The 25,117-nt window shown below is 67.1% G+C and carries 19 protein-coding genes; all 19 read right to left on the reverse strand.

Annotation, left to right across the window (positions count from 1 at the left end):
• Positions 1-94 precede the first annotated feature (94 nt).
• The 19 genes from urtD to ACUTAF_RS01120 all read right to left on the reverse strand — a co-directional run bounded on the left by urtD (position 95) and on the right by ACUTAF_RS01120 (position 25,079).
• Positions 95-937: an urea ABC transporter ATP-binding protein UrtD gene (gene urtD, locus ACUTAF_RS01030; protein WP_445578223.1), complete on the reverse strand. Its 843-nt coding sequence runs from the start codon at positions 935-937 to the stop codon at positions 95-97.
• The gene (urtC, locus tag ACUTAF_RS01035) at positions 934-2,025 is read right to left on the reverse strand and encodes an urea ABC transporter permease subunit UrtC (protein ID WP_445578224.1); all 1,092 of its coding nucleotides are present in this window, start codon (positions 2,023-2,025) and stop codon (positions 934-936) included. Before urtC ends, urtD begins: the two co-directional genes overlap by 4 nt.
• Positions 2,025-3,593 carry an urea ABC transporter permease subunit UrtB gene (gene urtB / locus ACUTAF_RS01040; RefSeq protein ID WP_445578225.1) on the reverse strand — a complete coding sequence of 523 codons (1,569 nt, stop codon included), beginning with the start codon at positions 3,591-3,593 and terminating at the stop codon, positions 2,025-2,027. The genes urtC and urtB overlap by 1 nt, the downstream gene beginning before the upstream one ends.
• 144 nt (positions 3,594-3,737) lie before the next feature.
• Positions 3,738-5,003, reverse strand: a complete 1,266-nt coding sequence (urtA, locus tag ACUTAF_RS01045; protein WP_445578226.1) for an urea ABC transporter substrate-binding protein — start codon at positions 5,001-5,003, stop codon at positions 3,738-3,740.
• Between the two features lie 71 nt (positions 5,004-5,074).
• Entirely contained in the window at positions 5,075-5,770 is a 696-nt protein-coding gene (locus ACUTAF_RS01050) for a GntR family transcriptional regulator (protein ID WP_445578227.1), read from the reverse strand.
• Between the two features lie 4 nt (positions 5,771-5,774).
• Positions 5,775-7,574 (reverse strand): allophanate hydrolase, encoded by a 1,800-nt coding sequence (gene atzF, locus ACUTAF_RS01055; RefSeq protein WP_445578228.1) that lies wholly within the window; start codon positions 7,572-7,574, stop codon positions 5,775-5,777.
• 272 nt (positions 7,575-7,846) lie between these two features.
• Positions 7,847-8,443: a MarC family protein gene (locus ACUTAF_RS01060; protein WP_445578229.1), complete on the reverse strand. Its 597-nt coding sequence runs from the start codon at positions 8,441-8,443 to the stop codon at positions 7,847-7,849.
• Between the two features lie 39 nt (positions 8,444-8,482).
• The gene (locus ACUTAF_RS01065) at positions 8,483-11,269 is read right to left on the reverse strand and encodes a hybrid sensor histidine kinase/response regulator (protein WP_445578230.1); all 2,787 of its coding nucleotides are present in this window, start codon (positions 11,267-11,269) and stop codon (positions 8,483-8,485) included.
• Between the two features lie 359 nt (positions 11,270-11,628).
• Positions 11,629-12,918, reverse strand: coding sequence for a phosphoribosylamine--glycine ligase (purD, locus tag ACUTAF_RS01070; RefSeq protein ID WP_445578231.1), 1,290 nt, complete (start codon positions 12,916-12,918; stop codon positions 11,629-11,631).
• Between the two features lie 180 nt (positions 12,919-13,098).
• Positions 13,099-14,706, reverse strand: coding sequence for a bifunctional phosphoribosylaminoimidazolecarboxamide formyltransferase/IMP cyclohydrolase (purH, locus tag ACUTAF_RS01075; protein ID WP_445578232.1), 1,608 nt, complete (start codon positions 14,704-14,706; stop codon positions 13,099-13,101).
• Positions 14,707-14,775: 69 nt separating this feature from the next.
• Positions 14,776-15,096, reverse strand: coding sequence for a DNA-binding transcriptional regulator Fis (gene fis, locus ACUTAF_RS01080; RefSeq protein WP_031302786.1), 321 nt, complete (start codon positions 15,094-15,096; stop codon positions 14,776-14,778).
• The gene (dusB, locus tag ACUTAF_RS01085; RefSeq protein ID WP_445578233.1) at positions 15,093-16,091 is read right to left on the reverse strand and encodes a tRNA dihydrouridine synthase DusB; all 999 of its coding nucleotides are present in this window, start codon (positions 16,089-16,091) and stop codon (positions 15,093-15,095) included. Before dusB ends, fis begins: the two co-directional genes overlap by 4 nt.
• A 231-nt stretch (positions 16,092-16,322) precedes the next feature.
• A complete protein-coding gene (locus ACUTAF_RS01090; RefSeq protein ID WP_445578234.1) occupies positions 16,323-17,546 on the reverse strand; it encodes a DUF3426 domain-containing protein in 1,224 nt (407 codons plus the stop codon).
• Between the two features lie 49 nt (positions 17,547-17,595).
• Positions 17,596-18,474 carry a 50S ribosomal protein L11 methyltransferase gene (gene prmA / locus ACUTAF_RS01095; RefSeq protein WP_445578235.1) on the reverse strand — a complete coding sequence of 293 codons (879 nt, stop codon included), beginning with the start codon at positions 18,472-18,474 and terminating at the stop codon, positions 17,596-17,598.
• 141 nt (positions 18,475-18,615) lie between these two features.
• Positions 18,616-19,971: an acetyl-CoA carboxylase biotin carboxylase subunit gene (gene accC / locus ACUTAF_RS01100; protein WP_445578236.1), complete on the reverse strand. Its 1,356-nt coding sequence runs from the start codon at positions 19,969-19,971 to the stop codon at positions 18,616-18,618.
• A 17-nt stretch (positions 19,972-19,988) separates the two neighbouring features.
• On the reverse strand, positions 19,989-20,453 hold the full coding sequence (gene accB / locus ACUTAF_RS01105) for an acetyl-CoA carboxylase biotin carboxyl carrier protein (RefSeq protein ID WP_445578237.1): 465 nt from the start codon (positions 20,451-20,453) through the stop codon (positions 19,989-19,991).
• 22 nt (positions 20,454-20,475) lie between these two features.
• Positions 20,476-20,928 carry a type II 3-dehydroquinate dehydratase gene (gene aroQ, locus ACUTAF_RS01110; protein ID WP_445578238.1) on the reverse strand — a complete coding sequence of 151 codons (453 nt, stop codon included), beginning with the start codon at positions 20,926-20,928 and terminating at the stop codon, positions 20,476-20,478.
• 137 nt (positions 20,929-21,065) lie between these two features.
• Complete coding sequence (dsbD, locus tag ACUTAF_RS01115) at positions 21,066-22,835, reverse strand: protein-disulfide reductase DsbD (RefSeq protein ID WP_445578239.1); 1,770 nt, start codon at positions 22,833-22,835, stop codon at positions 21,066-21,068.
• Between the two features lie 279 nt (positions 22,836-23,114).
• Positions 23,115-25,079, reverse strand: a complete 1,965-nt coding sequence (locus ACUTAF_RS01120; RefSeq protein ID WP_445578240.1) for a methyl-accepting chemotaxis protein — start codon at positions 25,077-25,079, stop codon at positions 23,115-23,117.
• Between the last annotated feature and the right edge of the window lie 38 nt (positions 25,080-25,117).

The raw sequence follows: 25,117 nt of genomic DNA on the forward strand, positions 1-25,117 counted from the left end.
GTAGGGTGGAGCGGGGCGCGTAGCTCACGCGCTATCGATCCACCGGGCGATGCCATTGGTGGATGAAAAAAGCCTCATCCACCCTACGAATCCCTTACCGACCGAGATACACCTCGATCACCCGCTCGTCGTTCTGCACCTGTTCCAGCGAGCCCTCGGCCAGCACGCTGCCCTGGTGCAGCACGGTGACGTGGTCGGCGATGGAGCCGACGAAGCCCATATCGTGCTCAACGACCATGAGCGAATGCTTGCGCGCCAGCGACTTGAACAGCTCGGCGGTGAACTCGGTTTCGGCGTCGGTCATGCCCGCCACCGGCTCGTCGAGCAGCAGCAGGTGCGGCTCCTGCATCAGCAGCATGCCGATCTCGAGGAACTGCTTCTGGCCGTGGGAGAGCAGGCCGGCCGGGCGGTGGCGCGAGGCGTCCAGGCGGATGGTGGCGAGCACCTCGTCGATGCGGTCCTTCTGCTCGCCGGACAGGCGGGCGCGCAGGCTGGCCCACACCGACTTGTTGGTCTTCTGCGCCAGCTCCAGGTTTTCGAATACCGAGAGCGCCTCGAATACCGTCGGCTTCTGGAACTTGCGGCCGATGCCGGCCTGGGCGATCTGCACCTCGCTCATGGCGGTCAGGTCGTACTGCTCGCCGAAGTAGGCCACGCCGTTGTCCGGGCGGGTCTTGCCGGTGATCACGTCCATCATGGTGGTCTTGCCGGCGCCGTTGGGGCCGATGATGCAGCGCAGTTCGCCGACGCCGATATACAGGGTCAGGTCGGTCAGCGCCTTGAAGCCGTCGAAGCTGATGTTGATCGCTTCCAGGGTGAGGATGGTGCCGTGGCGCACGTTGACGCCCTTGCCGACGTTCTTGCCGGTATCCAGCGCCAGGCCGGTGATACCTGCGGCCGCTTCGAGCATGGCTTCGGGGACGGGGGCGGTTCTCATTGATCCTTCTCCTTGCGCAGCAGACCCACCACGCCCCTCGGCAGGAACAGGGTTACCACGATAAACAGCGCGCCCAGGGCGAACAGCCAGTATTCCGGGAAGGCCACGGTGAACCAGCTCTTCATGCCGTTGACCAGGCCGGCGCCGAGCAGCGGGCCGATCAGCGTGCCGCGCCCGCCCAGGGCGACCCAGACGGCGGCTTCGATGGACTGGGTCGGCGCCATTTCACTGGGGTTGATGATGCCCACCTGCGGCACGTACAGCGCGCCGGCCAGGCCGCACAGCACGGCAGAGAGCACCCAGATAAACAGCTTGTAGCCGCGCGGATCGTAGCCGCAGAACATCAGGCGGTTTTCCGCGTCCCTGAGTGCGGTAAGCACCCGGCCGAACTTGCTGCGCGCCAGGCGAAAGCCCAGATACAGGCTGCCCACCAGCAGGGCCACGGTGGCGATAAACAGCGCCGCCCGCGTGCCGGCGGCGGTGATATCGAAGCCGAGGATGCGGGTGAAACCGGTAAAGCCGTTGTTGCCGCCGAAGCCGGTCTCGTTACGGAAGAACAACAGCATGCCGGCGAAGGTCAGCGCCTGGGTCATGATCGAGAAGTACACGCCCTTGATCCGCGAGCGGAAGGCGAAGAAGCCGAACACCAGGGCCAGCAAGCCGGGCGCCAGCACCACCAGGCACAGCGCCCAGAGGAAGCTGGAGGTGCCGTACCAGTACCAGGGCAGCTCGCTCCAGGCCAGAAAGCTCATAAAGGCCGGCAGGCCATCGCCCGCCGATTGGCGCATCAGGTACATGCCCATGGCGTAGCCACCGAGGGCGAAGAACAGGCCGTGGCCCAGCGACAGCATGCCGGCGTAGCCCCAGACCAGGTCCAGGGCCAAGGCGACTATGGCGTAGCAGAGGATCTTGCCCACCAGGGTCAGGCTGTAGGCCGAGACATGCAGGGTGTGGTCGGCCGGCAGCAGGTGCAGCAGCGGCATGGCGAGCAGCACGGTCAGCACCAGCAGGCCGATGGCCAGCGAGACCTGCGGGCCGAGCTTGGCGCTGGCGCGGGCCAGCAGCGTTTGATTGAGTGGCATGGTCATCAGTCGATCACCCGTCCCTTGAGTGCGAAGAGCCCTTGGGGCCGCTTCTGGATAAACAGAATGATCAGCGCGAGGATGAGGATCTTGCCGAGCACGGCGCCGATCTGCGGTTCGAGGAACTTGTTCAGCACGCCCAGGCCGAAGGCGGCGGTGACGCTGCCGGCCAGTTGGCCGACGCCGCCGAGCACCACCACCAGGAAGGAGTCGATGATGTAGCTCTGCCCCAGGTCCGGCCCGACGTTGCCGATCTGGCTCAGGGCCACGCCACCGAGGCCGGCAATCCCAGAACCCAAACCGAAGGCGAGCATATCGACGCGGCCGGTCGGCACGCCGCAGCAGGCGGCCATATTGCGGTTCTGGGTAACGGCACGGACGTTGAGACCGAGGCGGGTCTTGTTCAGCAACAACCAGGTCAGCAGCACCACGAACAGCGCGAAGCCGATGATCACGATGCGGTTGTATGGCAGCACCAGGTTGGGCAGCACCTGCACGCCGCCGGACAGCCAGTAGGGGTTGGCTACCTCGACGTTCTGCGCGCCGAAGGTGACGCGCACCAGCTGGATCAGGATCAGGCTGATGCCCCAGGTGGCCAGCAGGGTTTCCAGCGGGCGACCGTACAGATGGCGGATCACCGTGCGCTCCAGGGCCATGCCGATGGCCGCGGTGACCAGAAAGGCGATGGGCAGGGCGAGCAGCGGATAGAGGGCCAGGTATTCCGGGGCCAGGCGCTGGAACAGTAGCTGCACCACGTAGGTGGTATAGGCGCCGAGCATCAGCATCTCGCCATGGGCCATATTGATCACCCCGAGCAGGCCGAAGGTGATGGCCAGACCGAGGGCGGCCAGCAGCAGGATCGACCCCAGCGACAGGCCGCTAAAGGCCTGGCCGAGCAGTTCGCCGATCAGCAGCTTGTTCTTCACCTGGGCCAGACTGGCCTCGGCGGCGGAGCGTACGTCGGCATCGCTTTCTTCACCATCGAGCAGCGCCTCCAGGCGGGTGCGCGCCAGCGGGTCGCCGGTCTGGCCGAGGCGCTCCACGGCGGCCAGGCGCACGGCCCGGTCCTCGGCTGCCAGTTGCAGGTTGGCCAGGGCCAGGGTCAGGGCGTCGCGCACGGCCTCGTCGGCCTCGATGCTCAGGCGGCTTTCCAGCAGCGGCAGCAGGGCCGGCGGGGTATTGCGTTGCAGCTGTTGGGCGGCCTCGAGGCGGACGGCGGCATCCTTGTCGAGCAACTCATGGCTGGCCAGGGCGCTGGCGATCAGCCCGCGCAGGCGATTATTTAGGCGCAGCTTCTTCGGCGTGCTAACAGGCTGTAGGTCGCCATCGGCGGCCTGCCAGGTGCCGGCCTGGAGGATAAAGGCGCGCTTGTCGGCGTCGCCGGCGACGCGGCCCTGTTGCAGCGCCTGCAGCAGCGGCAGACGTTCAGGCGTGGGCGTGGCGGCCCAGTCCTGCAGTAGCTTGGCCTGCTTGGCCGGGTTGGCGGCGACGAAGGCGTCGGCTTCATTGGCGCTGGCAACCAGAGGTAGCAGCAACAAAAGGCCGAGCAGAATTCGGGTAAGGGCAGCGGGCATAAGGGGGTGTCCTTGGCGTAGCCCGGATGCAATCCGGGCGCGGTCTTCCCGGATTGCATCCGGGCTACAGCGACCCTCTCCCTGCGCGGGTCGCTGCCCCTCTGCCGCTTGCGGGAGAGGGACAGGGGGAGAGGGGCTTTTGCCTTAGTTCGACTTCACCGCGTAATCCGGCTTCTTGTCGTTGCCTTCGATATAGGGGCTCCACGGCTGGGCGCGGATCGGGCTGTCGGTTTCCCAGACCACCGAGAACTGCCCGTCCTCCTGGATTTCGCCGATCATCACCGGCTTGTGCAGGTGGTGGTTGCTCTTGTCCATGGTCAGGGTGTAGCCACTCGGCGCCTCGAAGGTCTGGCCGTAGATGGCCTCGCGTACCTTGTCGACCTCGATGGTGCCGGCCTTCTCCACCGCCTGCGCCCACATATGGATGCCGACGTAGGTGGCTTCCATCGGGTCGTTGGTCACCGCCTTGTCGGCGCCCGGCAGGTTCTTGGCCTTGGCGTAGGCCTTCCACTTGGCGACGAAGGCGTCGTTGACCGGGTTTTCCACCGACTGGAAGTAGTTCCAGGCGGCCAGGTGGCCGACCAGCGGCTTGGTGTCGATGCCGCGCAGTTCTTCCTCGCCCACCGAGAAGGCCACCACCGGCACGTCGGTGGCTTCCAGGCCCTGGTTGGCCAGTTCTTTGTAGAAGGGCACGTTGGAGTCGCCGTTGACGGTGGAGATCACCGCGGTCTTGCCGCCGGCGGAGAACTTCTTGATGTTGGCGACGATGGTTTGATAGTCGCTGTGGCCGAAGGGGGTGTAGACCTCTTCGATATCCTTCTCGTCGACGCCCTTGCTGATCAGGAAGGCGCGCAGAATCTTGTTGGTGGTGCGCGGATAGACGTAGTCGGTGCCGAGCAGGAAGAAGCGCTTGGCGGCGCCGCCGTCCTCGCTCATCAGGTACTCGACCGCCGGGATCGCCTGCTGGTTTGGCGCCGCGCCGGTGTAGAACACGTTGGGCGACAGCTCTTCGCCTTCGTACTGCACCGGGTAGAACAGCAGGCCGTTGAGCTCTTCATAGACCGGCAGCACGGATTTGCGCGACACGCTGGTCCAGCAGCCGAAGGTCACCGCGACCTTGTCCTGGGTCAGCAGCTGACGACCGCGTTCGGCGAACAGCGGCCAGTTCGACGCCGGGTCGACCACCACCGGCTCGAGCTGCTTGCCGAGCAAGCCGCCCTTGGCGTTGATCTCGTCGATGGTCATCAGCGCCATGTCTTTCAGCGAGGTTTCGGAGATCGCCATGGTGCCGGACAGCGAATGCAGGATGCCGACCTTGATGGTCTCGGCGGCCTGGACGGTCCAGGTCATGCCCATGGCGGCGATGGAAGCGGAAAGGGTGAAGGCCTTGATCAGGCTGCGACGTTGCATGGTGCGATCTCCATTCACGGATGTGGCTAAGTGGACAGCTCGTTGTTGTTCGGCAGTGATTCCAGGGTTCGTCATTCATGTGCCGGCGCCTTCTGGCGGGCGCTGTGCAACATATGCAGGGTGATGGTGCGCACCTGCGCCTTGCTGACCTCGATATGGGTCTTGAGCAATAGCTGTGCCTCTTCGCAGCGGCGCGCCAGGATCGCGCCGAGAATCTGCGCGTGTTCGGTGTAGGTGAGCGCCACGCGCGGCGCCTGGGTGAAGTCCAGGCGCCTTAGCACGCGGATCTTCTCGCTGAGCTCGCGGTGCAGGCGGGCCATCTCGCGGTTGCCGGCCGCTTCCAGCAGCTGGCAGTGGAACGCCTCGTCGAGGCGCGAAACCGCCCCGCCGTCCTGCAGTCGCTCCGGCTCCTGCACCATCCAGGTGCGTTGCAGCGCCTGCAGGACGGCGCAGGGCTCGTCGTCGGCGCGCAGACACAGGCGGCGCACCGCCTCCAGCTCCAGCAGGATGCGCAGCTCGTAGAGTTCGTCGAAGTGCTCGAAGTCCAGCGGGCGTACCTGCCAGCCGCTGCGAAAGTGCACCTCAACATGACCCTCGCGCTGCAGGCGATGCAGCGCCTGGCGCACCGGCGTGCGGCTGACCGCCAGACGTGCGGCGGTGTCGCCCTCGCTGAAGCGGTCGCCGGGCAGCAGGCGGAACTCGAAGATGTCGTCCTTGAGCTGCCGGTAGATGCGCTCGGCCAGGCTGGAGGGCGCGCGGCGGGGCATCGGCCTAGCCCTGCTGGCTGGCGACGAAGGCGCGCCAGCCGCCGAAAGCGGTGATATCGCGCGCGCCCTCCAGCGCATAGGGCTCGCAGATGAAACCCTTGACCCAGCGGCCGTCGGCCAGCTCCAGGTTGCCGATGCCCAGCGGCGGCGGGATCTCGGCGACGAACTCGCCGAAGCGCGCCTGCGGCACGTCCCACAGCTCGACGACGATCTCGGCGCCATCGGCCGCCACCCGCGCCAGCCCCGGCTTGGCCGGCACGCTGCCGGGCAGGGCGTAGAGGCGGTAGCGGGCGGCGCTGGTGGTCTGTTGCACCAGCACGGCGTCGCGGCTGCTGAGTTGGAAGTTCAGCGGCATGCCGGTCAGGTGCGCGCCGACCACGGCCACCCGCACGCTGCCCGGCGCTGGCTGGTCGCTTGGCGCCTGCGCCGGCAGCGGCCGGCCGGTGGCACCCAACGGCAGGGCGAGCGCCTGCTGCCAGCGCTGGCCGAGCGCGGCCAGCGCCTGGTCGTGCCAGGCCGGGGCGAGCAGGGTGACACCGGCTGGCAGGCCGTCGCCACGAAAACCCGCCGGCAGCGCCAGGGCACACAGATCGGCGAGGTTGGTGAAATTGGTGTAGGTGCCGAACTGGCTGTTGAACAGCACCGGTTCTGCTTCCATCTCGGCCAGCGTGCGGATGGTCGGCGAAGTCGGCACCACCAGCGCGTCGAAGCCGGCCAGGGCGTCGTTGATCCTGCGGCTCAGCTCGGCGCGAACGTACTCGGCCTTGTAGGCGTCGCAGGCGCTGTACCTGTGGCCGCCTTCGACTATGCCGCGCACCACCGGCTCGATCTGCTCGGGATTCACGCCCTCGACCGCGACCGTGCGTTCGGCGACCCAGCTGCCCTGGTAGAGCTGCTCGGCCAGCTGGCGGAAGGGGGCGAAATCGATTGCCAGCAGTTCGGCGCCCAGTTCGCGCAGCCGGTCCAGTGCGGCTTGGTAAACGGCCTGGTTCTGCGCATCGCCGAAGAACTCCGGATCGGCCGGCACGGCCAGGCGTGGCTTGGCCGGCATACCGACCTTGGCGCTGCCCGGATTCTTGCGGCTGTAGGGATCGGCGGCGTCATAGCCGCCGGCGATATTGGCCACGGCCAGGGCGTCGGCGACGGTCAGGGCGAATACCGAGACGCAGTCCAGGGTGCGGCAGGCCGGCAGCAGGCCGCGGGTGGACAGCCAGCCCTTGGTCGGCTTGAGCCCGACGATATTGTTGAAGCCGGCCGGCACCCGGCCGGAGCCGGCGGTGTCGGTGCCCAGGGCGAAGGGCACCAGGCCGCGGGCGACCACGCTGGCCGAGCCGGAGCTGGAGCCGCCGCTGACATGGTGCGGATCGAAGGTATTGGGCACCGCGCCATAGGGCGAACGGGTGCCGACCAGGCCGGTGGCGAACTGGTCGAGGTTGGTCTTGCCGATCAGGATGGCGCCGGCGGCGCGCAGACGGGCGACCACCGTGGCGTCGTTCTCGGCCGTGTAGGCGAATTCCGGGCAGGCGGCCGTGGTCGGCCAGCCGCCGGCGTCGATGTTGTCCTTGATGGCGAAGGGCACGCCGTACAGCGGCAGCTGGCTCGGATCGCCGCCGGCAGCGCCCAGCAGTGCGGCCAGCCCGTCGAGCTGCGCGTCGAGCTGCGCCTCGCTGGCCAGGGCGATCCAGGCGCTGTCATCGGCGCGCAATTCGCGGCGCAGGGCGTGCAGCAGCTGAAAAGGAGATTGGCCGTCGCGGTAGGCCTGTTGCCAATAGGCGAGGGTGAAGGCGAGCGGGGCGTTGCACATGCTTCGAGATCCCATCTTGTATCCAAGTTGGGGTCAGCAGAGCAATGCCGGTGCCAGCTTCTGTGAGTTCCTTTATTTTCAGTTGCTTAGTGGATTTTTTGGAGGCCGTTCCGGTGCGCTGGCGGGTGGCGATGCACCGTGCTGGGGCTGCCCTGCAAGCGAATGGTGCAGGGCTTTACGGTGAGCTGGTGCGCGCAGCGCACCCTACGGTTTGGTGCAGGCGTTCGGCATCTAGGGTGCGCCGTGCGCACCAAGGATTTGGGCGGTGTCCCCTACGGCACCAGGTAGTTCTTCACCCCGGTAAAGATGATCTGCGCCGCCAGGGCGCAGACGAACAGGCCCATCAGGCGGCTGACGATCTGCAGGCCCTGGTCGCCGAGCAGGCGCTCGAACTGGTTGGACAGGTACAGCACCACACCGACGGTGAGGCTGGCGAGGAAGATCGCCACCACCGCCACCAGCTTGTCGTCCCAGTGCGGCTGGCTGGCGCCCATCAGCAGCAGGGCACCGATGGTGCCGGGGCCGACGGTCAGCGGGATGGTCAGCGGCACTATGGTCACGTCCTGCTGCACGTTGTCGCTCTGCACCGCCGATTTGCCCTGGGCCATGCCGAGGGCCGAGATGAACAGCACGCTGCCTGCGCCGATGCGGAAGGCGTCGATGGTGATGCCGAACAGGGTGAAGATGTGCTTGCCGAACAGGTACAGCAGCACGCTGGCGATCAGCGTGGCCAGCGCCACCTTCCAGGCCAGGCGCTTGCGCTCCTTGAGGGTGTAGCCGCGGCTCAGGCCGATAAAGCACGACAGCACGAAGAAGGGGCTGTAGAGCACCAGCATCTTCAGGTACAGGCTGAACAACTCGGAGGCCATGGCGGCAGGCTCGCAGAAAACTGGGGGTAAAGGAGACGATCAGTGTGGCAGCGCGTCACGCTGGCGGCGCAGTTCGCGCTCGGCGATCCAGTGCTCGATCAGCTCGCGCAATTGCGACAGTTCCACAGGCTTGGACATGTGGCCGTCCATGCCCACGGCGCGCGCGCGTTCCTTGTGTTCGCTCAGGATATGCGCGGTGAGCGCCACCACCGGCGTGCGTGGACGATGTTCGGCGGCCTCCCAGGCGCGCAGCTGTTCGGTGGCGGAGAAACCGTCGAGCACCGGCATCTCGCAGTCCATCAGCACCAGGTCGTAGTGCTGCGCCTTCATCGCGCTGAGGGCTTCCTCGCCGTTGCTGGCGGTGTCCGGCTGCAGGTTGAGCTTGCCGAGCATGCCGCGGATCACCTTGGTGGAAATGCTGTTGTCCTCGGCCACCAGGATGCGGAAGTCGCCGGGCACCTCCAGCGGCGCGCTCACCGGGGTCGGTGCGGCCTGCACCTGGTTGTCGTTGGGGCGCTGGACCAGCTCGTCGGCCAGGGTGGTCTTCAGCGTGTAGCCGGCCACCGGCTTGGCCAGGATGCGCTTGATCCCGGCGTTGCGCGCGATCACCTTGCTCGGCGCGTTGCTGATGCCGGTGAGCATGATGATCAGGATGTCGTGGTTGAGGCTGGGGTCTTCCTTGATCTTGGCCGCCAGCTGCATGCCGGTCATGCCGGGCATGTCCTGGTCGAGCAGCACCGCGTCGAAGTATTCGCGCATATGCGCCTTGGTGCGCAGCAGAGCCAGGGCTTCCTTACCCGAGGGCACGGCGCTGACCTGCAGGCCCCAGGCGTTGCACTGCTGCACCAGGACCTTGCGGCAGGTGTCGTTGTCGTCCACCACCAGCAGGCGCGCACCCTGCAGCGGGCTGTCCAGATCGGCTTCGGGCTGTTGCAGGCGGGCGGCGTCCAGCGGCAGGGTCAGCCACAGGGTCGAGCCCTGGTTGCCGCTGCCCTGGATGCCGAACTCGCCGCCCATCAGGCGCACCAGCTGACGGGCGATGATCAGGCCCAGGCGCCCGCCGAGGCGGGTGGCGGCGAGGAAGTCCTTGCTGTGCAGCTCGGCGTTGAGCAGGGCGTCGCGCTCCTCGGCCAGCAGCGGGCGGCCGCTGTCCTGCACGGCGATGCGCAGGCGGTGCTGGCCATCGCTGCTGTCCAGCGCCGCCACCAGCAGGATCTCGCCTTCGTCGGTCTGCTTGAAGGCATTGTCGAGCAGGCTGAGCAGGGCCTGGCGCAGACGCGTGGGGTCGCCGCTGATCACCCGCGGCACCTGCGGCTGGATGAAACTGATCAGCTCCACCCGCTGCTGCTCGGCCTTGGCACGGAAGATATCCAGGCAGTCCTCGATCAGCGCGCCGAGGTCGAACTGCACGTCGTCCAGCTCGATCTGCCCGGATTCCAGCTTGGAAATGTCGAGAATCTCGTTGATCAGGGTGAGCAGCTCGTTGCCCGAGCTGTGGATGGTCTGCACATAGTCACGCTGCTTGGCCGACAGCGGCGTGCCCAGCAACAACTCGGTCATGCCCAGCACGCCGTTCATTGGCGTGCGGATCTCGTGGCTGATCTTGGCCAGGAACTCGGCCTTGGCCCGCAGTTCGGCGCTGCTGGCGGCCAGCGCGGTGCGCTCCTGCAGGGTGTCGAGTTGGATCTGCCGCTGACGTTCGGTCAGCGAGACGCTGAGGATCAGCCCGGCCAGTGTGGCGACGCTGAACACGCCGAGCACCAGCCAGCCCGGGTTGAGCTGGTCGAAGCCGAGCAGCACGGGAATGAAGAAGCCGAAGCCCAGGTTGAACACCAGCATGCCGACGGCGATCAGTCGGGCCGGCCGATAGCCGGCGCGCCAGTGCAGCGCGCTGACCAGCAGCAGGTTGAGGGTGCTCAGGGTCACCAGCAGGTAGACCAGCGAGCTGCGCCAGAGCAGCCCGGTGATGGCGATGGTGGCGGCATAGGCCAGCAGCAGCAGGGCATTGCCCTGCAGCAGGCGATTGAGCGGGCTGCCCTGCACCGGCGTGTCGCGCACGAAGCAGAGGCCGAAGGCCAGGCCGCTGAAGGCGGCGAACAGCGCAGACAGGTCGGCGATCAGCGACTGGTTGTAGCCCAGGCTCGGCAGCCACAGGGCGAAGACGCCGAGGTTGGCCGAGGAGCAGATCGCCAGGCCGATGTTCACCCCGGCCAGCCACAGGCTGCTGGCGCTGCGGCTGTAGAGGAAGCGGATGAGGTTGTACAGGGTCAGCAGCAGCAACGCGCCGAACAGCGCGCCGAACAGGTAGGCGGGCTTTTCCAGGCTGACCAGCTCGGCCTGGTCCATCACCTTGAACCAGGTCATCAGCGGGTGGTTGGAGGTCAGGCGCAGGTAGGCGACGCGGGGTTGATCGTCGTCGGGCAGGGGCATCAGGTAGAAGCGCGACGGCAGCGGGCGCGATTCCAGCGGCATGGCCTCGCCGGTATGCAGGCTCTGCTCCAGCTGGCCATCCCTGATCAGGTAGTAATCGAGGTACTGCACCCGGGGTGAGAACACCCACAGCCAGGCCGGCTGCCGCTGTGCGGCGAGCTCCACGCGCAGCCAGACGGCGTGCTGGCCGGGCGGGAAGGTGAAGGATTGCTTGGTTAGTGGCTTGAACTGCTGGCGTTGGGCGCGCACTTCCTCCAGGCCCAGGCGGGCACTGGCGTCGTCCAGATAGGACCAAGCCTGTGCATTCGCCGGAGCGGAGCCTGCATGGGCCGTCAGGCAGAGGCCCAACAGCAGCAGGCTGACGAGTTGTCCGATGGCAATCCTGAGCCGGCGCACGAGCAAATCCCTTCTAAGTGAGTGGCCGGATTATAGCCAGGCATATGCTCGGCGGAATACGGCGTAGCTGGCCATCCGGGCCTTCCGTCGCCCCATCAGGCCGTTGAACAACTACCTGCGCTGCCATTGCTGCGTTGCCACGACCAAGGCAAGTAACAGGCGAAGGGCGGGCGAAGCGAGTCGAAACAGGCTCGAAATGCTCATTCACAGCTCGTGAACTCCGCTTCATCGCCTGTTTTGCGGGGCCGCCAGCGGTATTGCCCTGGCGGCCTCGGCTCGGGCTTCCTGCTTCGCTCCACCTCCTGCATTCAGGCCGGCGTCGCCGAGGTTATTCAACGGCCTGCCGTGGCGCGGAGGCATCAGCCTTCGCCACGCTCGCGGGCGATGGCGCGGTAGCCGATGTCGTTGCGATGGAACATGCCGTTCCAGCGGATCTTCTCGGCCAGGCGGTAGGCCTGCTGCTGGGCGTCGGCGACGCTCGCGCCGATGGCGGTGGCGCACAGCACGCGGCCGCCGGCGGTGACGATCTGGCCGTCTTTCAGCGCGGTACCGGCGTGGAACACCTTGCCATCGAGCTGGGCGGCGTCATCCAGGCCCTCGATCACGTCGCCCTTGGCGTAGTCGCCCGGGTAGCCGCCGGCGGCCAGCACCACGCCCACGGTCGGGCGCGGGTCCCAGGTCGCTTCGACCTTGTCCAGCGCCTTGGCCAGCGCGGCCTCGACCAGCAGCACCAGGGAGCTTTCCAGGCGGCACATGATCGGCTGGGTTTCCGGGTCGCCGAAGCGGCAGTTGAACTCGATGACCTTGGGGCTGCCTGCCTTGTCGATCATCAGCCCGGCGTAGAGGAAGCCGGTGTAGACGTTGCCTTCGCTGGCCATGCCGCGCACGGTGGGGTAGATCACCTCGTCCATCACCCGCTGGTGCACCGCTGCGGTGACCACCGGCGCCGGGGAGTAGGCGCCCATGCCGCCGGTGTTCGGGCCGCTGTCGCCGTCGCCGACGCGCTTGTGGTCCTGGCTGGTGGCCATCGGCAGCACGTTCTCGCCGTCGACCATGACGATGAAGGAGGCCTCTTCCCCGTCGAGGAACTCTTCGATCACCACCCGCGCACCGGCATCGCCGAAGGCATTGCCGGAGAGCATGTCGCGTACCGCTTCTTCGGCCTCGCTCAGGCTCATGGCGACGATCACGCCCTTGCCGGCGGCCAGGCCGTCGGCCTTGACCACGATCGGCGCGCCTTTCTCACGCAGGTAGGCCAGCGCCGGCTCGACTTCGGTGAAGTTCTGGTAGTCGGCGGTGGGGATCTTGTGCCGCGCGAGGAAATCCTTGGTGAAGGCCTTGGAACCTTCCAGCTGGGCAGCGGCGGCGGTGGGGCCGAAGATGTCCAGGCCGCGCGAACGGAACAGGTCGACCACGCCTTTGACCAGCGGCGCTTCCGGGCCGACGATGGTCAGCTGCACGTTGTTCTCGGCGAAATCGGCCAGCTGTTCGATGGCCAGCACGTCGATGGCGACGTTCTCGCATTTGGCCTCGGTCGCGGTGCCGGCGTTGCCCGGGGCGACGAAGACCTTCTCGACGCGCGGATCCTGCGCCACTTTCCAGGCCAGGGCGTGTTCGCGACCGCCGCTGCCGATGATCAGTACGTTCATGGGGTTCTCCTGAGCGTAGCCCGGATGCAATCCGGGGCTTTCGAATGAGGGCGTCCCGGGATTGCATCCGGGCTACGTTCTGTTTGTAGGAGCCGGCTTGCCGGCGATTGATCGCCCGCAAGCGGGCTCCTACGCCTCGCCTATGTACAGGGTGGATGGCCGCAGCCATCCACCAGCCAATCAATGGCGGAAGTGGCGCATGCCGGTGAACACCATGGCAATGCCGGCTTCATCGGCGGCGGCGATCACTTCGCTGTCGCGCATCGAGCCGCCCGGCTGGATCACCGCGGTGATGCCGGCCTTGGCGGCGTTGTCGATGCCGTCGCGGAACGGGAAGAAGGCGTCCGAGGCCATCACCGCGCCCTGCACCTGCAGGCCGGCGTGCTCGGCCTTGATCGCGGCGATGCGCGCGGAGTTGACGCGGCTCATCTGGCCGGCGCCGACGCCGACGGTCTGGCGGTTCTTGGCGTAGACGATGGCGTTGGATTTGACGAACTTGGCCACTTTCCAGGCGAACACCAGGTCGTGGATCTCCTGCTCGCTCGGCGCGCGCTGGGTGACCACCTTGAGGTCTTCCGCCTTGATCATGCCGATATCGCGGCTCTGCACCAGCAGGCCGCCGTTGACGCGCTTGAAGTCCCAGCCCGCGGCGCGCTCGGCCGGCCACTGGCCGCATTCCAGCAGGCGCACGTTGGCCTTGGCGGCCACCACTTCACGGGCTGCGGCGCTGATGCTCGGGGCGATGATCACTTCGACGAACTGACGCTCGACGATGGCCTTGGCGGTCTCGCCATCCAGCTCGCGGTTAAAGGCGATAATGCCGCCAAACGCGGATTCGGTGTCGGTGGCATAGGCCAGGTCGTAGGCCTTGCGGATGCCGCCCTCGTTCTCCGGGACCACGGCCACGCCGCAGGGGTTGGCGTGCTTGACGATGACGCAGGCCGGCTTGACGAAGCTCTTCACGCATTCCAGCGCGGCGTCGGTGTCGGCCACGTTGTTGAACGACAGTTCCTTGCCCTGCAGCTGGATCGCGGTGGAGACGCTGGCCTCGCCCTTCTTCGCCTCGACGTAGAACGCCGCGCTCTGGTGCGGGTTCTCGCCGTAGCGCATTTCCTGGGCCTTGACGAACTGGCTGTTGAAGGTGCGCGGGAAGGCGCCACGGCCTTCGGTGGACAGGGTGTCGCGCGCCTGGTCGATGGTGCCCAGGTAGTTGGCGATCATGCCGTCGTAGGCGGCGGTGTGCTCGAAGGCCTTGAGCGCCAGGTCGAAGCGCTGGGCGTAGGTCAGGCCACCGGCCTTGAGGGACTCGACGATGCCGGCGTAGTCGCCGGTATTGACCACGATGGCGACGTCTTTGTGGTTCTTCGCCGCGCTGCGCACCATGGTCGGGCCGCCGATATCGATGTTCTCGATGGCATCGGCCAGGTCGCAATCTGGCTTGGCCACGGTGGCTTCGAAGGGGTAGAGGTTGACCGCCACCAGGTCGATCGGCTTGATGCCGTGCTCGTCCATCACCGCGCCGTCGAGGGCGCGACGACCGAGGATGCCGCCATGGATCTTCGGGTGCAGGGTCTTGACCCGGCCGTCCATCATCTCCGGGAAGCCGGTGTAGTCGGCGACTTCCACTGCGGCTACGCCGTTGTCCTTGAGCAGCTTGTAGGTGCCACCGGTGGAGAGGATCTCGACACCGAGGGCGGCCAGTTCGCGGGCGAACTCGAGGATGCCGGTCTTGTCGGAAACGCTGATCAGGGCGCGGCGAACGGGGAGGCGGGTGGTCTGGTCGGTCATGGCAAAGTCCATCGGAACAGGAAAACAGTGAAAAAGGCGGCACTAGGCCGCCCTTTTCCGGGGATTGGCTTACAGCAGGTCGTACTGCTTGAGCTTCTTGCGCAGGGTGCCGCGGTTCAGGCCAAGCAGCTCGGAGGCCTTGGTCTGGTTACCTTTCACGTAATTCATGACGGTTTCCAGCAGCGGTGCTTCCACTTCGGTGAGCACCAGGTTGTACACATCGGTGACGTCCGCGCCCTCGAGATGGGCGAAATAGTTGTGCAGCGCCTTTTCCACGGCGCCACGCAGGGTCTGGCCCTCGTCGCTCGGCGTGCTCAGGTGCTGTTTAAGGCTGGTGTTGTCACTCACGGGTGCGGTTCCACTCACTAAGGTCTCTGTCATCAACGTCATGCGGCCACCTCGTTTCCATCGTTGTGCCGTTCGCGGAAAAACGCGCGAACGTGGGCGCACTGTGCGTCCGTACTGTCCAGACGGTTGAACTGGGCGCGAAACTCCCTGGCGCCCGGCAGGGTTGCGAGATACCAGCCGACATGCTTGCGGGCGATGCGCGTGCCCATCAAATCGCCGTAGAAGGCGTGCAGTGCGGCCAAGTGTTCCAGCAGGATGCGTTCCACCTCGAGCAGACCCGGCGCTGGGAGTAGCTCGCCGGTACCCAGGTAATGCTCGATTTCACGGAAAATCCACGGCCGGCCCTGGGCGGCGCGACCGATCAGCAAGGCGTCGGCGCCGGTGGCGTCGAGTACGGCCTTGGCCTTCTGGGGGGAGTCGATGTCGCCGTTGGCGAACACCGGAATCGATACCGCCTGCTTGATCGCGGCGATGGTGTCGTATTCGGCGTTTCCGGTGTAGAGGTCGGCGCGGGTGCGGCCATGCACGGCCAGTGCGGCGATGCCGGCATCTTCGGCGATCTTCGCCACGGTGATGCCGTTCTTGTTCGCGCGATCCCAGCCGGTGCGGATCTTCAGTGTCACCGGCACGTCCACCGCGCCGACCACCGCCGCAAGAATCTCGCGTACCAGCGGCTCGTCGCGCAGCAGGGCGGAGCCGGCGGCCTTGTTGCAGACCTTCTTGGCCGGGCAGCCCATGTTGATGTCGATGATCTGCGCGCCGAGCTCGACGTTCTTGCGCGCCGCTTCGGCGAGCATCTGCGGATCGCCGCCGGCGATCTGCACCGAGCGCGGCTCGGGATCGCCGGCATGCAGCAGGCGCAGGCTGGATTTGCGGCTGTTCCACAGGCGCACATCGCTGGTAACCATCTCCGACACCACCAGGCCGGCGCCGAGGCGGCGGCACAGCTGGCGGAACGGGCGATCGGTGACGCCGGCCATGGGGGCCAGGATCAACCGATTGGGCAATGTGTAGGGGCCGATACGTGGGGCCGACATTGGGCGTCCCTGCTTGTTGGTTCGCAGTTGAGACAATGGGGCGATCAACAGCTGTCCTCCACGGTTTCCGCAGGGGGAAACAATGGTGGGCCTGTGCTCGCGAAAGGGTGGGCATGATACCCGCTCTGCATGACCGGATAAAGGCTGTTTTGAACAAATTCTGAACAGCTATGGGCTTATCGCCAAGAGTTCGATAGGCGGCCTGCGGCCAGTTGTCGCGCCGCCTGCAGGCTATTCCGGCGAGTGGAAGCTGAGACTGTAGTTCACTGCACGGGTGCCCGGGTCGAGGATGTCCAGGGAGACATGGATCGGCGTCTGCGGCGGCATCTCGCTCTGCCCGGCCAGCTCGCCGGCGAGATATTCGCTGGGCTTGAAGCGGCGACTGGCCACCAGTTGCCCGCCGAGGTCGGCGAAACGCATCTCCAGCAGTGGGAAGGGTTGGGCGAAGGGGGCACGGTTGTACAGGATGGCGTCGACGATCAGCGCCCCGGAGAACTCCGGATGGCTGCGCACCACCAGGTTGCTGCTGCGGATCTGGCTGATATCGACCTTCGACGGCAGCGTGCAGCCTATGTTCGGGCAGAGTTGCTCGAACCAGGGGCGGTAACGATCCTGGCGCGCCAGCTCGTCGAAATTGTAGGCGACGTACTGCCCCAGCAGGCCGCCGGCGGCCAGCAGGTTGAGCAGGCTCCAGGCGAGCCAGCGGCCCCAGGGGCGCGACCGGGGCTGGCGCCAGTCCAGCTGCAGCGGTTCGTCGTCCAGCTCGAACAGCCGTTCGTTGCGCAGCCTCGGTTCGCTGCGCGCGTTGCTGGCCTCGGCGCGCTCGGCGGGCGCTGCGTCCGCGTCGTCCGGTCGCTGTTCCAGATTGCCCAGCCGCGGCTCCAGTGGCTCGTCGAAAGGTTCGGCGGGGGGCGTCGGCGGGGCATTGCGCTCGGGGGCGTCCGCGGCGCCGGAGGGAGCTGCGCTGTCCTCGGCTGCGGGGTGCGGTTCGGTGCCTGCGCGCTTGGCCGGTTCGTCGTGCAGCAGCGCTTCGGCCCAGGCCTCGTCATGCGGCTCGTCGGCTGCCGGCGGCTCGCTGCGGGTGAAGTTGTCGGCCTCGCGCGGCGCGCGTTCGAGGGCGAGAAACTGCTGCGACAGCTGTTGTTCCTGCTGCTCGAGCTTGGCCAGCTCTTCGTCCAGGTCGAGGTCGTCCAGGTCGAGGTCGTCGTGAATCCACAGGGTGTCGTCGGCAGGCTTGGCCGGCGTCGGCTTGGCGCTGCTCGCCGCCGGCGGCGTCTCGCTGGCGGGAGGCGGCGTGGGCGCCGCCATGCGCGACCCGAACAGCTGCTCGGCGGCGTTGAACACGTGCAGGCAGGCCCCGCAGCGCACGGCGCCATGGGCAGCAGCCAGCTGCGCCTGGCTGACGCGGAAACTGGTGCGGCAATGGGGGCACTGGGTGACGTGGCTTTCGCTCATGCGCGGGTCCGGTAAATCGAGGCGGTTAGTCTAACGCAATGGCCAGGGGTCAGCGCTTGACGCCGCTGATACGGACCCAGCCGTCCTTTTCCGCCGTGGGATCGAGGTCGAAGGCCCCTGCATAGGCGGCGCGGACTTCCTCGGCCTGCTCGGCGAGGATGCCCGACAGCGCCAGACGCCCGCCCGGCTTGACCAGCGCGGTGATCTGCGGTGCCAGCGACACCAGCGGGCCGGCAAGGATATTGGCCACCACCACCTCGGCCGGCTGCTGCGGCAGGTCGGCGGGCAGGTAGACGGGAAAACGCGCCGGGTCGATGCCGTTGCGGCCGGCATTGTCGCGCGAGGCTTCCAGCGCCTGGGGGTCGATATCGGTACCGACCGCCTGCGGTGCGCCGAGCAGCAGCGCGGCGATGGCGAGGATGCCCGAGCCGCAGCCGAAATCCAGCACGTTGCAGCCTTGCAGGTCCTGGCCGTCCAGCCACTCCAGGCACAGCGCGGTGGTCGGGTGGGTGCCGGTGCCGAAGGCCAGGCCCGGATCGAGCAGCAGGTTGACCGCCTCCGGCTCCGGTGCCGCGTGCCAGCTCGGCACTATCCACAGGCGCTGGCCGAAACGCATGGGCTGGAAACCATCCATCCAGCTGCGCTCCCAGTCCTGGTCCTCGATCCGTTCGACGTGGTGCTCGGGCAGCGCGCCGCCATACAGCAGCTGCAGATGGGCGAGCAGCGCGGTTTCGTCGGTGTCGGCCTCGAACAGGGCGAGCAGGTGGGTGTGCGACCACAGCGGGGTGGTGCCCAGATCCGGCTCGAAGATCGGCTGATCTTCGGCGTCCATGAAGGTTACCGATACGGCGCCAACTTCCAGCAGGGCATCCTCGAAGGTTTCTGCCTGCTCCGGGGTGATGGCGAGACGGACTTGTAACCAGGGCATGGGCAACCTCATGAGCGATGCGGCGGGGCGTTTGGCCGCGCAGCTTACTTGAACGGATGGCCGGGCTGCCAGTTCGGCTGCCGGCCGGAAACGACAAGGGCCGCCAGATGGCAGCCCTTGTCTTGTGCACCATGCCGAAGCTCAGTGCTTGTCCATACCCAGTTTCTTTTCCAGGTAATGGATATTCACGCCACCTTTGACGAAACCCTTGTCGCGGGTCAGGTCGCGGTGCAGCGGCACGTTGGTCTTGATGCCGTCGACCACGATCTCGTCGAGGGCGTTGCGCATGCGCGCCATGGCCTCGTCACGGTCCTTGCCGAAGGTGATCAGCTTGCCGATCAGCGAGTCGTAGTGCGGTGGCACGCTGTAGCCGCTGTACAGGTGCGAATCGACGCGCACGCCATTGCCGCCCGGAGCATGGAAATGCTTGACCTTGCCGGGGCTGGGCATGAAGTTGTCCGGATCCTCGGCGTTGATCCGGCACTCGACCGAGTGACCGAGAATCTTCACGTCCTCCTGCTTGATCGACAGCGGGTTGCCAGCGGCGATGCTGAGCATCTCCTTGACGATGTCGATGCCGGTGACCATCTCGGTGACCGGGTGCTCCACCTGAACACGGGTGTTCATCTCGATGAAGTAGAAACGACCGTCTTCGTAGAGGAACTCGAAGGTGCCGGCGCCACGGTAGCCGATCTCGATGCAGGCATCGACGCAGCGCTTGAGCACTTCGGCGCGGGCCTTTTCGTCGATCAGCGGGGCCGGAGCTTCTTCGATCACCTTCTGGTGACGGCGCTGCAGCGAGCAGTCGCGGTCGTACAGGTGAATGGCGTTGCCCTGGCCGTCGGACAGCACCTGCACCTCGACGTGGCGCGGGTTGCCGAGGAACTTTTCCAGATAGACCATCGGGTTGCCGAACGCAGCACCGGCTTCGGTGCGGGTCAGCTTGGCCGACTTGATCAGGTCTTCTTCCTGGTGCACCACGCGCATGCCGCGACCACCACCGCCGCCGGCGGCCTTGATGATCACCGGGTAGCCCACTTCACGGGCGATGCGCAGGGCTTCTTCCTCGTCTTCCGGCAGCGGGCCGTCGGAGCCGGGAACCACCGGTACGCCGGACTTGATCATGGCGTTCTTGGCCGAGACCTTGTCGCCCATCAGACGGATGGTGTCGGCTTTCGGGCCGATGAAGGCGAAGCCGGAGTTCTCCACCTGTTCGGCGAAGTCGGCGTTCTCGGCAAGGAAGCCGTAGCCCGGGTGGATACCGTTGGCGCCGGTGAGTTCAGCGGCGCTGATGATCGCCGGGATGTTCAGGTAGGACTTTGCGCCGGGCGCCGGACCAATGCAGACGGACTCGTCGGCCAGGCCCAGGTGCATCAGTTCACGGTCGGCGGTGGAGTGCACGGCCACGGTCTTGATGCCCAGCTCCTTGCAGGCGCGCAGGATGCGCAGGGCGATTTCGCCACGGTTGGCGATCAGGACTTTTTCCAGCTTCTGCATTGCAGGCTCCCCGTGCATCAAACGATGGTGAACAGGGGCTGGTCGTACTCAACCGGCTGGCCGTTTTCCACCAGGATGGACTCGATCACGCCGCTGGCTTCGGCCTCGATGTGGTTCATCATCTTCATCGCTTCGACGATGCACAGGATGTCGCCCTTCTTCACGGTCTGACCGACTTCGACGAAGTTGGCCGAGGTCGGCGAGGCGGCGCGGTAGAAGGTGCCGACCATCGGCGAGCGGGCCACGGCGCCGTTCAGCTTGGGCGCGGCGGCGGCAGCCGGAGCGGCTTCGGCGGCAGGAGCGGCAGCGGCGGGGGCGGCAACCGGAGCCGGGGCCTGGGCGTACATCGGCTGAGCGGCGTAGGCCGGCTGCTTGCTGTGGCGGCTGATGCGTACCGACTCTTCGCCCTCTTTGATCTCCAGCTCGTCGATACCGGATTCTTCCAGCAGCTCGATCAGTTTCTTGACTTTACGGATATCCATAGCGGTTCCACTCCCGGTGAGGTCAGGATCGTTTAGTTTCAACAAGTTGTTCTAGCGCGGCCTCCAGGGCCAGCCGGTAACCGCTGGCGCCAAGGCCGCAGATCACCCCCACCGCAACGTCGGAGAAGTAGGAGTGATGGCGGAAAGGTTCACGTTTGTGCACGTTGGACAGATGCACTTCGATGAATGGGATGCTCACCGCCAGCAACGCGTCACGTAATGCGACGCTGGTATGGGTAAAAGCGGCGGGATTGATCAGGATAAAGTCGACACCTTCGCCTTTCGCCGCATGAATGCGCTCGATCAGCTCGTACTCGGCGTTGCTCTGCAGGTGCATCAGGTGATGGCCGGCGTCGCGGGCGCGGCGCTCCAGGTCCTGGTTGATCTCGGCCAGGGTGGTGGCGCCGTATTTGTCGGGCTCGCGGGTGCCCAGCAGGTTGAGATTGGGGCCGTGCAGCACCAGTAGGGTGGCCATGGTCGTGTTCCTTGTTGTTCGAGCTGCGCCGGACTATGCCGTAGCTGGCCCGATGTCGGCAATAGTCGACACGATGCCCGGCGTTTGCGGCAAAAATATGACTGTAGTGGCGAATTCGGTCTTTGCCAGGCGCTTTCTCAGCGGCCGGCCCGATCCAGGCGTTCGGCGAAGCTGGCGGCATCGACCTCACCTACGACACGCAGATCGAGCCATTCGTCACCGTTGCCGGAGAACAGCTGGATCGCCGGCGGGCCGAACAGCTGGTAACGGTCGAGCAGGGCGCGCTGTGCTGCAGTGCTCGCGGTGATGTCGAAGCGGATCAGGCGCCAGCCGTCGAGCCGGCTGCCGACTTCGACCGAGCCGAACACCTCGCGTTCGATCACCTTGCAGCTGATGCACCAGTCGGCGTACCAGTCCAGCAGCAGCGGCTGGCCGGCGGCCCTGGCTTCGGCCAGTGCGGCGTCCAGCTCGGCCGGGGTGGTCAGGGTCTGCCAGGCGCCGCTCTTGCTGCCTGCCGCGCCGGCGCCGGCCTGCAACTGGCCGAGTGGCTTGAGCGGGTCGCTCGCGCCCTGCAGGGCGCCTACCCAGGCGGCCAGGGCATAGACCAGCAGGACCAGGCCGGCGATCTGGCCGAGTTTCTGCCGGTGCGTCTTGGGGCCGAACTCCAGGGCGCCGAGAAATACCGCCACGCCGCCGGCCAGCAGGCCCCACAGCGCCAGGCTGAGGCTGCCGGGCAGCACCCGTTCGAGCAGCCACACCGAGACCGCCAGCAGCAGCACGCCGAAGGCGTTGCGCACCGTGACCATCCAGGTGCCGCTTTTCGGCAGCAGGGCGCCGCCGCCGACGGCGAACAGCACCAGGGGGGTGCCCATGCCTAGCCCCAGGGCGAGCAGCTTGAGCGCGCCGCCGAGGGCGTCGCCGCTGGCGCTGATGTAGAGCAGGGCGCCGGCCAGCGGCGCCGAGACGCAGGGGCTGACCAGCAGGCTGGAGAGCACGCCGAGCAGCGCGGCGTTGAGATGCGAGCCGCCATGGGTCTTGCTCGCCAGGCGATCCAGCGGTTCGCTGATCAAGCGCGGCAGGCGCAGTTCGAACAGGCCGAACATGGCCAGGGCGAACAGCGCGAAGAAGGCGGCGAAGGGCACCAGCACCCAGGCCGACTGCAGCCGCGCCTGCAGGTTGAGGCCGGCGCCGAACAGGCCCATCAGGGTGCCGAGCAGGGCGAAGCAGGCGGCCATCGGCAGCACGTAGGCCAGCGACAGGGTCAGGCTGCGCAGGCCGCCGAGCTGGCCGCGCAGCACCACGCCGGAGAGGATTGGCAGCATCGGCAGCACGCAGGGGGTGAAGGTCAGCGCCAGGCCGCCGAGAAAGAACAGCGCCAGTTCCTTCCAGCTCCAGCCTTGCGCCGTGGAACCTGAGGGCGCATCCGCTGAGGCAGCGGCCGGCATAACGCCGATCTCGATGAATTCGGTTTCCGGCGGATAGCACAGGCCCTTGTCGGCGCAGCCCTGGTAGCCCACCTGCAGGCGCAGCGGGCGCTCGTCCGGGTTGGCCAGCGGCAGGCGGATATCCAGCACGCCGTAGTACACCTCGACATCGCCGAAATACTCGTCGTGCTTGGCTTGACCCGGCGGCAGCTGGGCCTCGCCGAGCGCGAGGTCGGCCGGCTCGACGGCGAAATTGAAGCGGTGGCGGTAGAGGTAATAGCCCTCGGCGGCGACGAAGCGCAGGGTCACGGCTTCGGCGTCGCTGCCGACCAGGCTCAGCTTGAAGGCCTCGCGTACCGGCAGGAAGTCGCCGCTGTTGTTCAGCGCTTCGCCAAGCGGCGCGGCGGCGGGGCGTTGATCGAACAGGCCGGCGCTGGCCGGAAGGATCAGCAGCAATAGAAGCAGGGGCAGCAGACGGCGCATGGTGGACTCGCACGACGGACTCGCCGGCCATCATACCCAAGTTGGCGCTCAGGCCCCAGGCGACCGGGTGGCGCAGGCTGTCAGCGGATATTGCCGGGGGCGGCAAGGTGGCGCTGCATCAGCTGCGTAGGAGCCGGCTTGCCGGCGATGCCTTGCAACAGCGGATGCGGGGCGCCGGACCGCAGCAAGGGCCGGGCGCCCCTGGCTTCAGTTTTCCTGGTGGTATGCGGAAAATGACGGCGCCTGCTCCCGGAGTGCATCCGGGTTAACGGCTCCAGGCTACACGCGAAACAGCTGCACCGCGCTGTGCAGCTGGCCGCCGAGATGCAAGAGCTGCTCGCCCTGGGCGCGGCCCTGGCCGATGCGCTGCAGGTTGTCGCCGCCGAGCTGGTGGATGCGTTCGCCATGTTCGCGGATCTCGCCGACGGCGAGGCTCTGCTGGGCGGTGGCGTCGGCGATGCGCTCGGCCATGCTGGCGATGGTGCGGATCGCCGCGACTATCTCATCGAGCGCGCCGTCGGCTGCCTCGGCCTGTCCAGCGGTGACCTCGGCATGCTCGACCTGGGCGCGCATGGCGCTCACCGACTGCCGCGCGGCCTGCTGCAGGCGGCCGATCAGTTCCTGGATCTCGGCGGTGGCGCTGCCGGTGCGCTGTGACAACGAGCGCACCTCGTCGGCGACCACGGCGAAGCCGCGCCCGGCCTCGCCGGCGCGCGCCGCCTCGATGGCGGCGTTGAGCGCGAGCAGGTTGGTCTGCTCGGCGATGCCGCGAATCACCGTCAGCACGCTGTCGATGGTAGCGGTCTCCTCGGCCAGGCGCTCGATGGCCTGGGCATTGTCCTGCACCTCACCGACCAGTGCATGCAGGCCCTGCAGGCTCTGGCCGATGACCCGCTGGCCCTGTTCCAGGGCACGGTCGGCGGCGCGGCCGGCCTCGGCGCTCTGGCTGGCGTCGTGCGCCACCTGGCCGATGGTCGCCTCCAGCTCGCCGAGGGCGTCGCGGATCAGCGCGGTATCGCCGGCCTGGCGCTCGGCGCCGGCGTGCAGTCCGCCGCTCAGCTCGGCCAGGGTGCGGCTGGAGCCGGCGACCTGCTCGGCGTGGCCGCGGATGCTGGCGACCAGTTCCACCAGGTAGCGGCGCAGGTGGTTGAGCGAGTCCTCGATATTGCGCAGCTCGCGGATGCGCGAGTCGATGCTGATGGGCGCGGCGAAGTCGCCATGCGCCCAGTTCGACAACGCCGGTACCAGTTGGCCGAGCACGCGGGTCAGGCGGCGCTGGATGCGGTCTATGAGCAGCGCGATCAGCAGGATCAGGCCGATCATCAGGCCCTGGATCAACCGCACGTCGCCCTGGATGCGCGCATACTCGGCCCTGACCTGCGGCTCCAGGGCGGCCAGCGCTTGCTGCAGCTGGTCGATGCGCGCACGGGTGGCGGCGGCCAGTTGCTGGCGCTGCTCGACCAGCTCGCGGGTGCGCTGCAGCTCGGCCGGGTAGCGGCGGACCAGCGCGGCGAAATCGCGCTTGAGGGCGATGCCGCGATCTTCCACGTGGCTGGTGTTGGTATCGTTGGCCAGGCCGAGCAGGGCGGCGAAGCCGGCGCTGGCCGAGTCGTCGGCCTGGGCCACGCCGAGCAGCGGCAGGCCGTCGAGGCGCCCGGCCTGTTCGTCGAGCGCCTTGAGTTCGCGGTCGATATCGCTCAGCAGCTCGTCGCGGCCGAGGGCGACGAAGCGGCCGCGCACCTGGCCCAGCCGGGCCAGGTGCTGGCTGGCATCGAACAGCGGGCGTCGATATTCGTTCGCCGCCGGGCCGTCGGCCGAATCGGCGTACTGCGCCAGTTGTTCCAGCGCGCCACCCATCTCGCGCTCGGCTTGCAGCAGCAGGCCCTGCGGGTCGCCGGCCAGCTTGCCGGCGGCGAGCAGCTCGCCGCCGCTGAAGGCGCGCAGCTGTTCCAGGCTCGGGCGCAGTTCCTCGGCCAGCTGCGCCGGCAACTCGCCAAGCGCCTGCTCCAGGCCGACGATGGCCTGGTCCGCCGCGCTGTGGCGCAGGGCATCGCCGCCGTCCAGATAGGCCTGGATATTGTCGGCCACGCCCTGCTGGAACTGCTGGGACAGCGCCAGGTAGCGCTGCATCAGCTGGAACGGCTGCTGCAGTGCCCGTTGCGACCACCACAGGGTCGCCGCCAGGGCGACGCATACGGTGACCAGCAACAGGGTGTTGAGATTGGTGAGCAGCTTGAGGCGCATGGCGGGCTCGATCGACGGCTGAACGATGCGCGCGAGCC

The sequence above is a fragment of the Pseudomonas sp. SP16.1 genome (assembly GCF_052682975.1).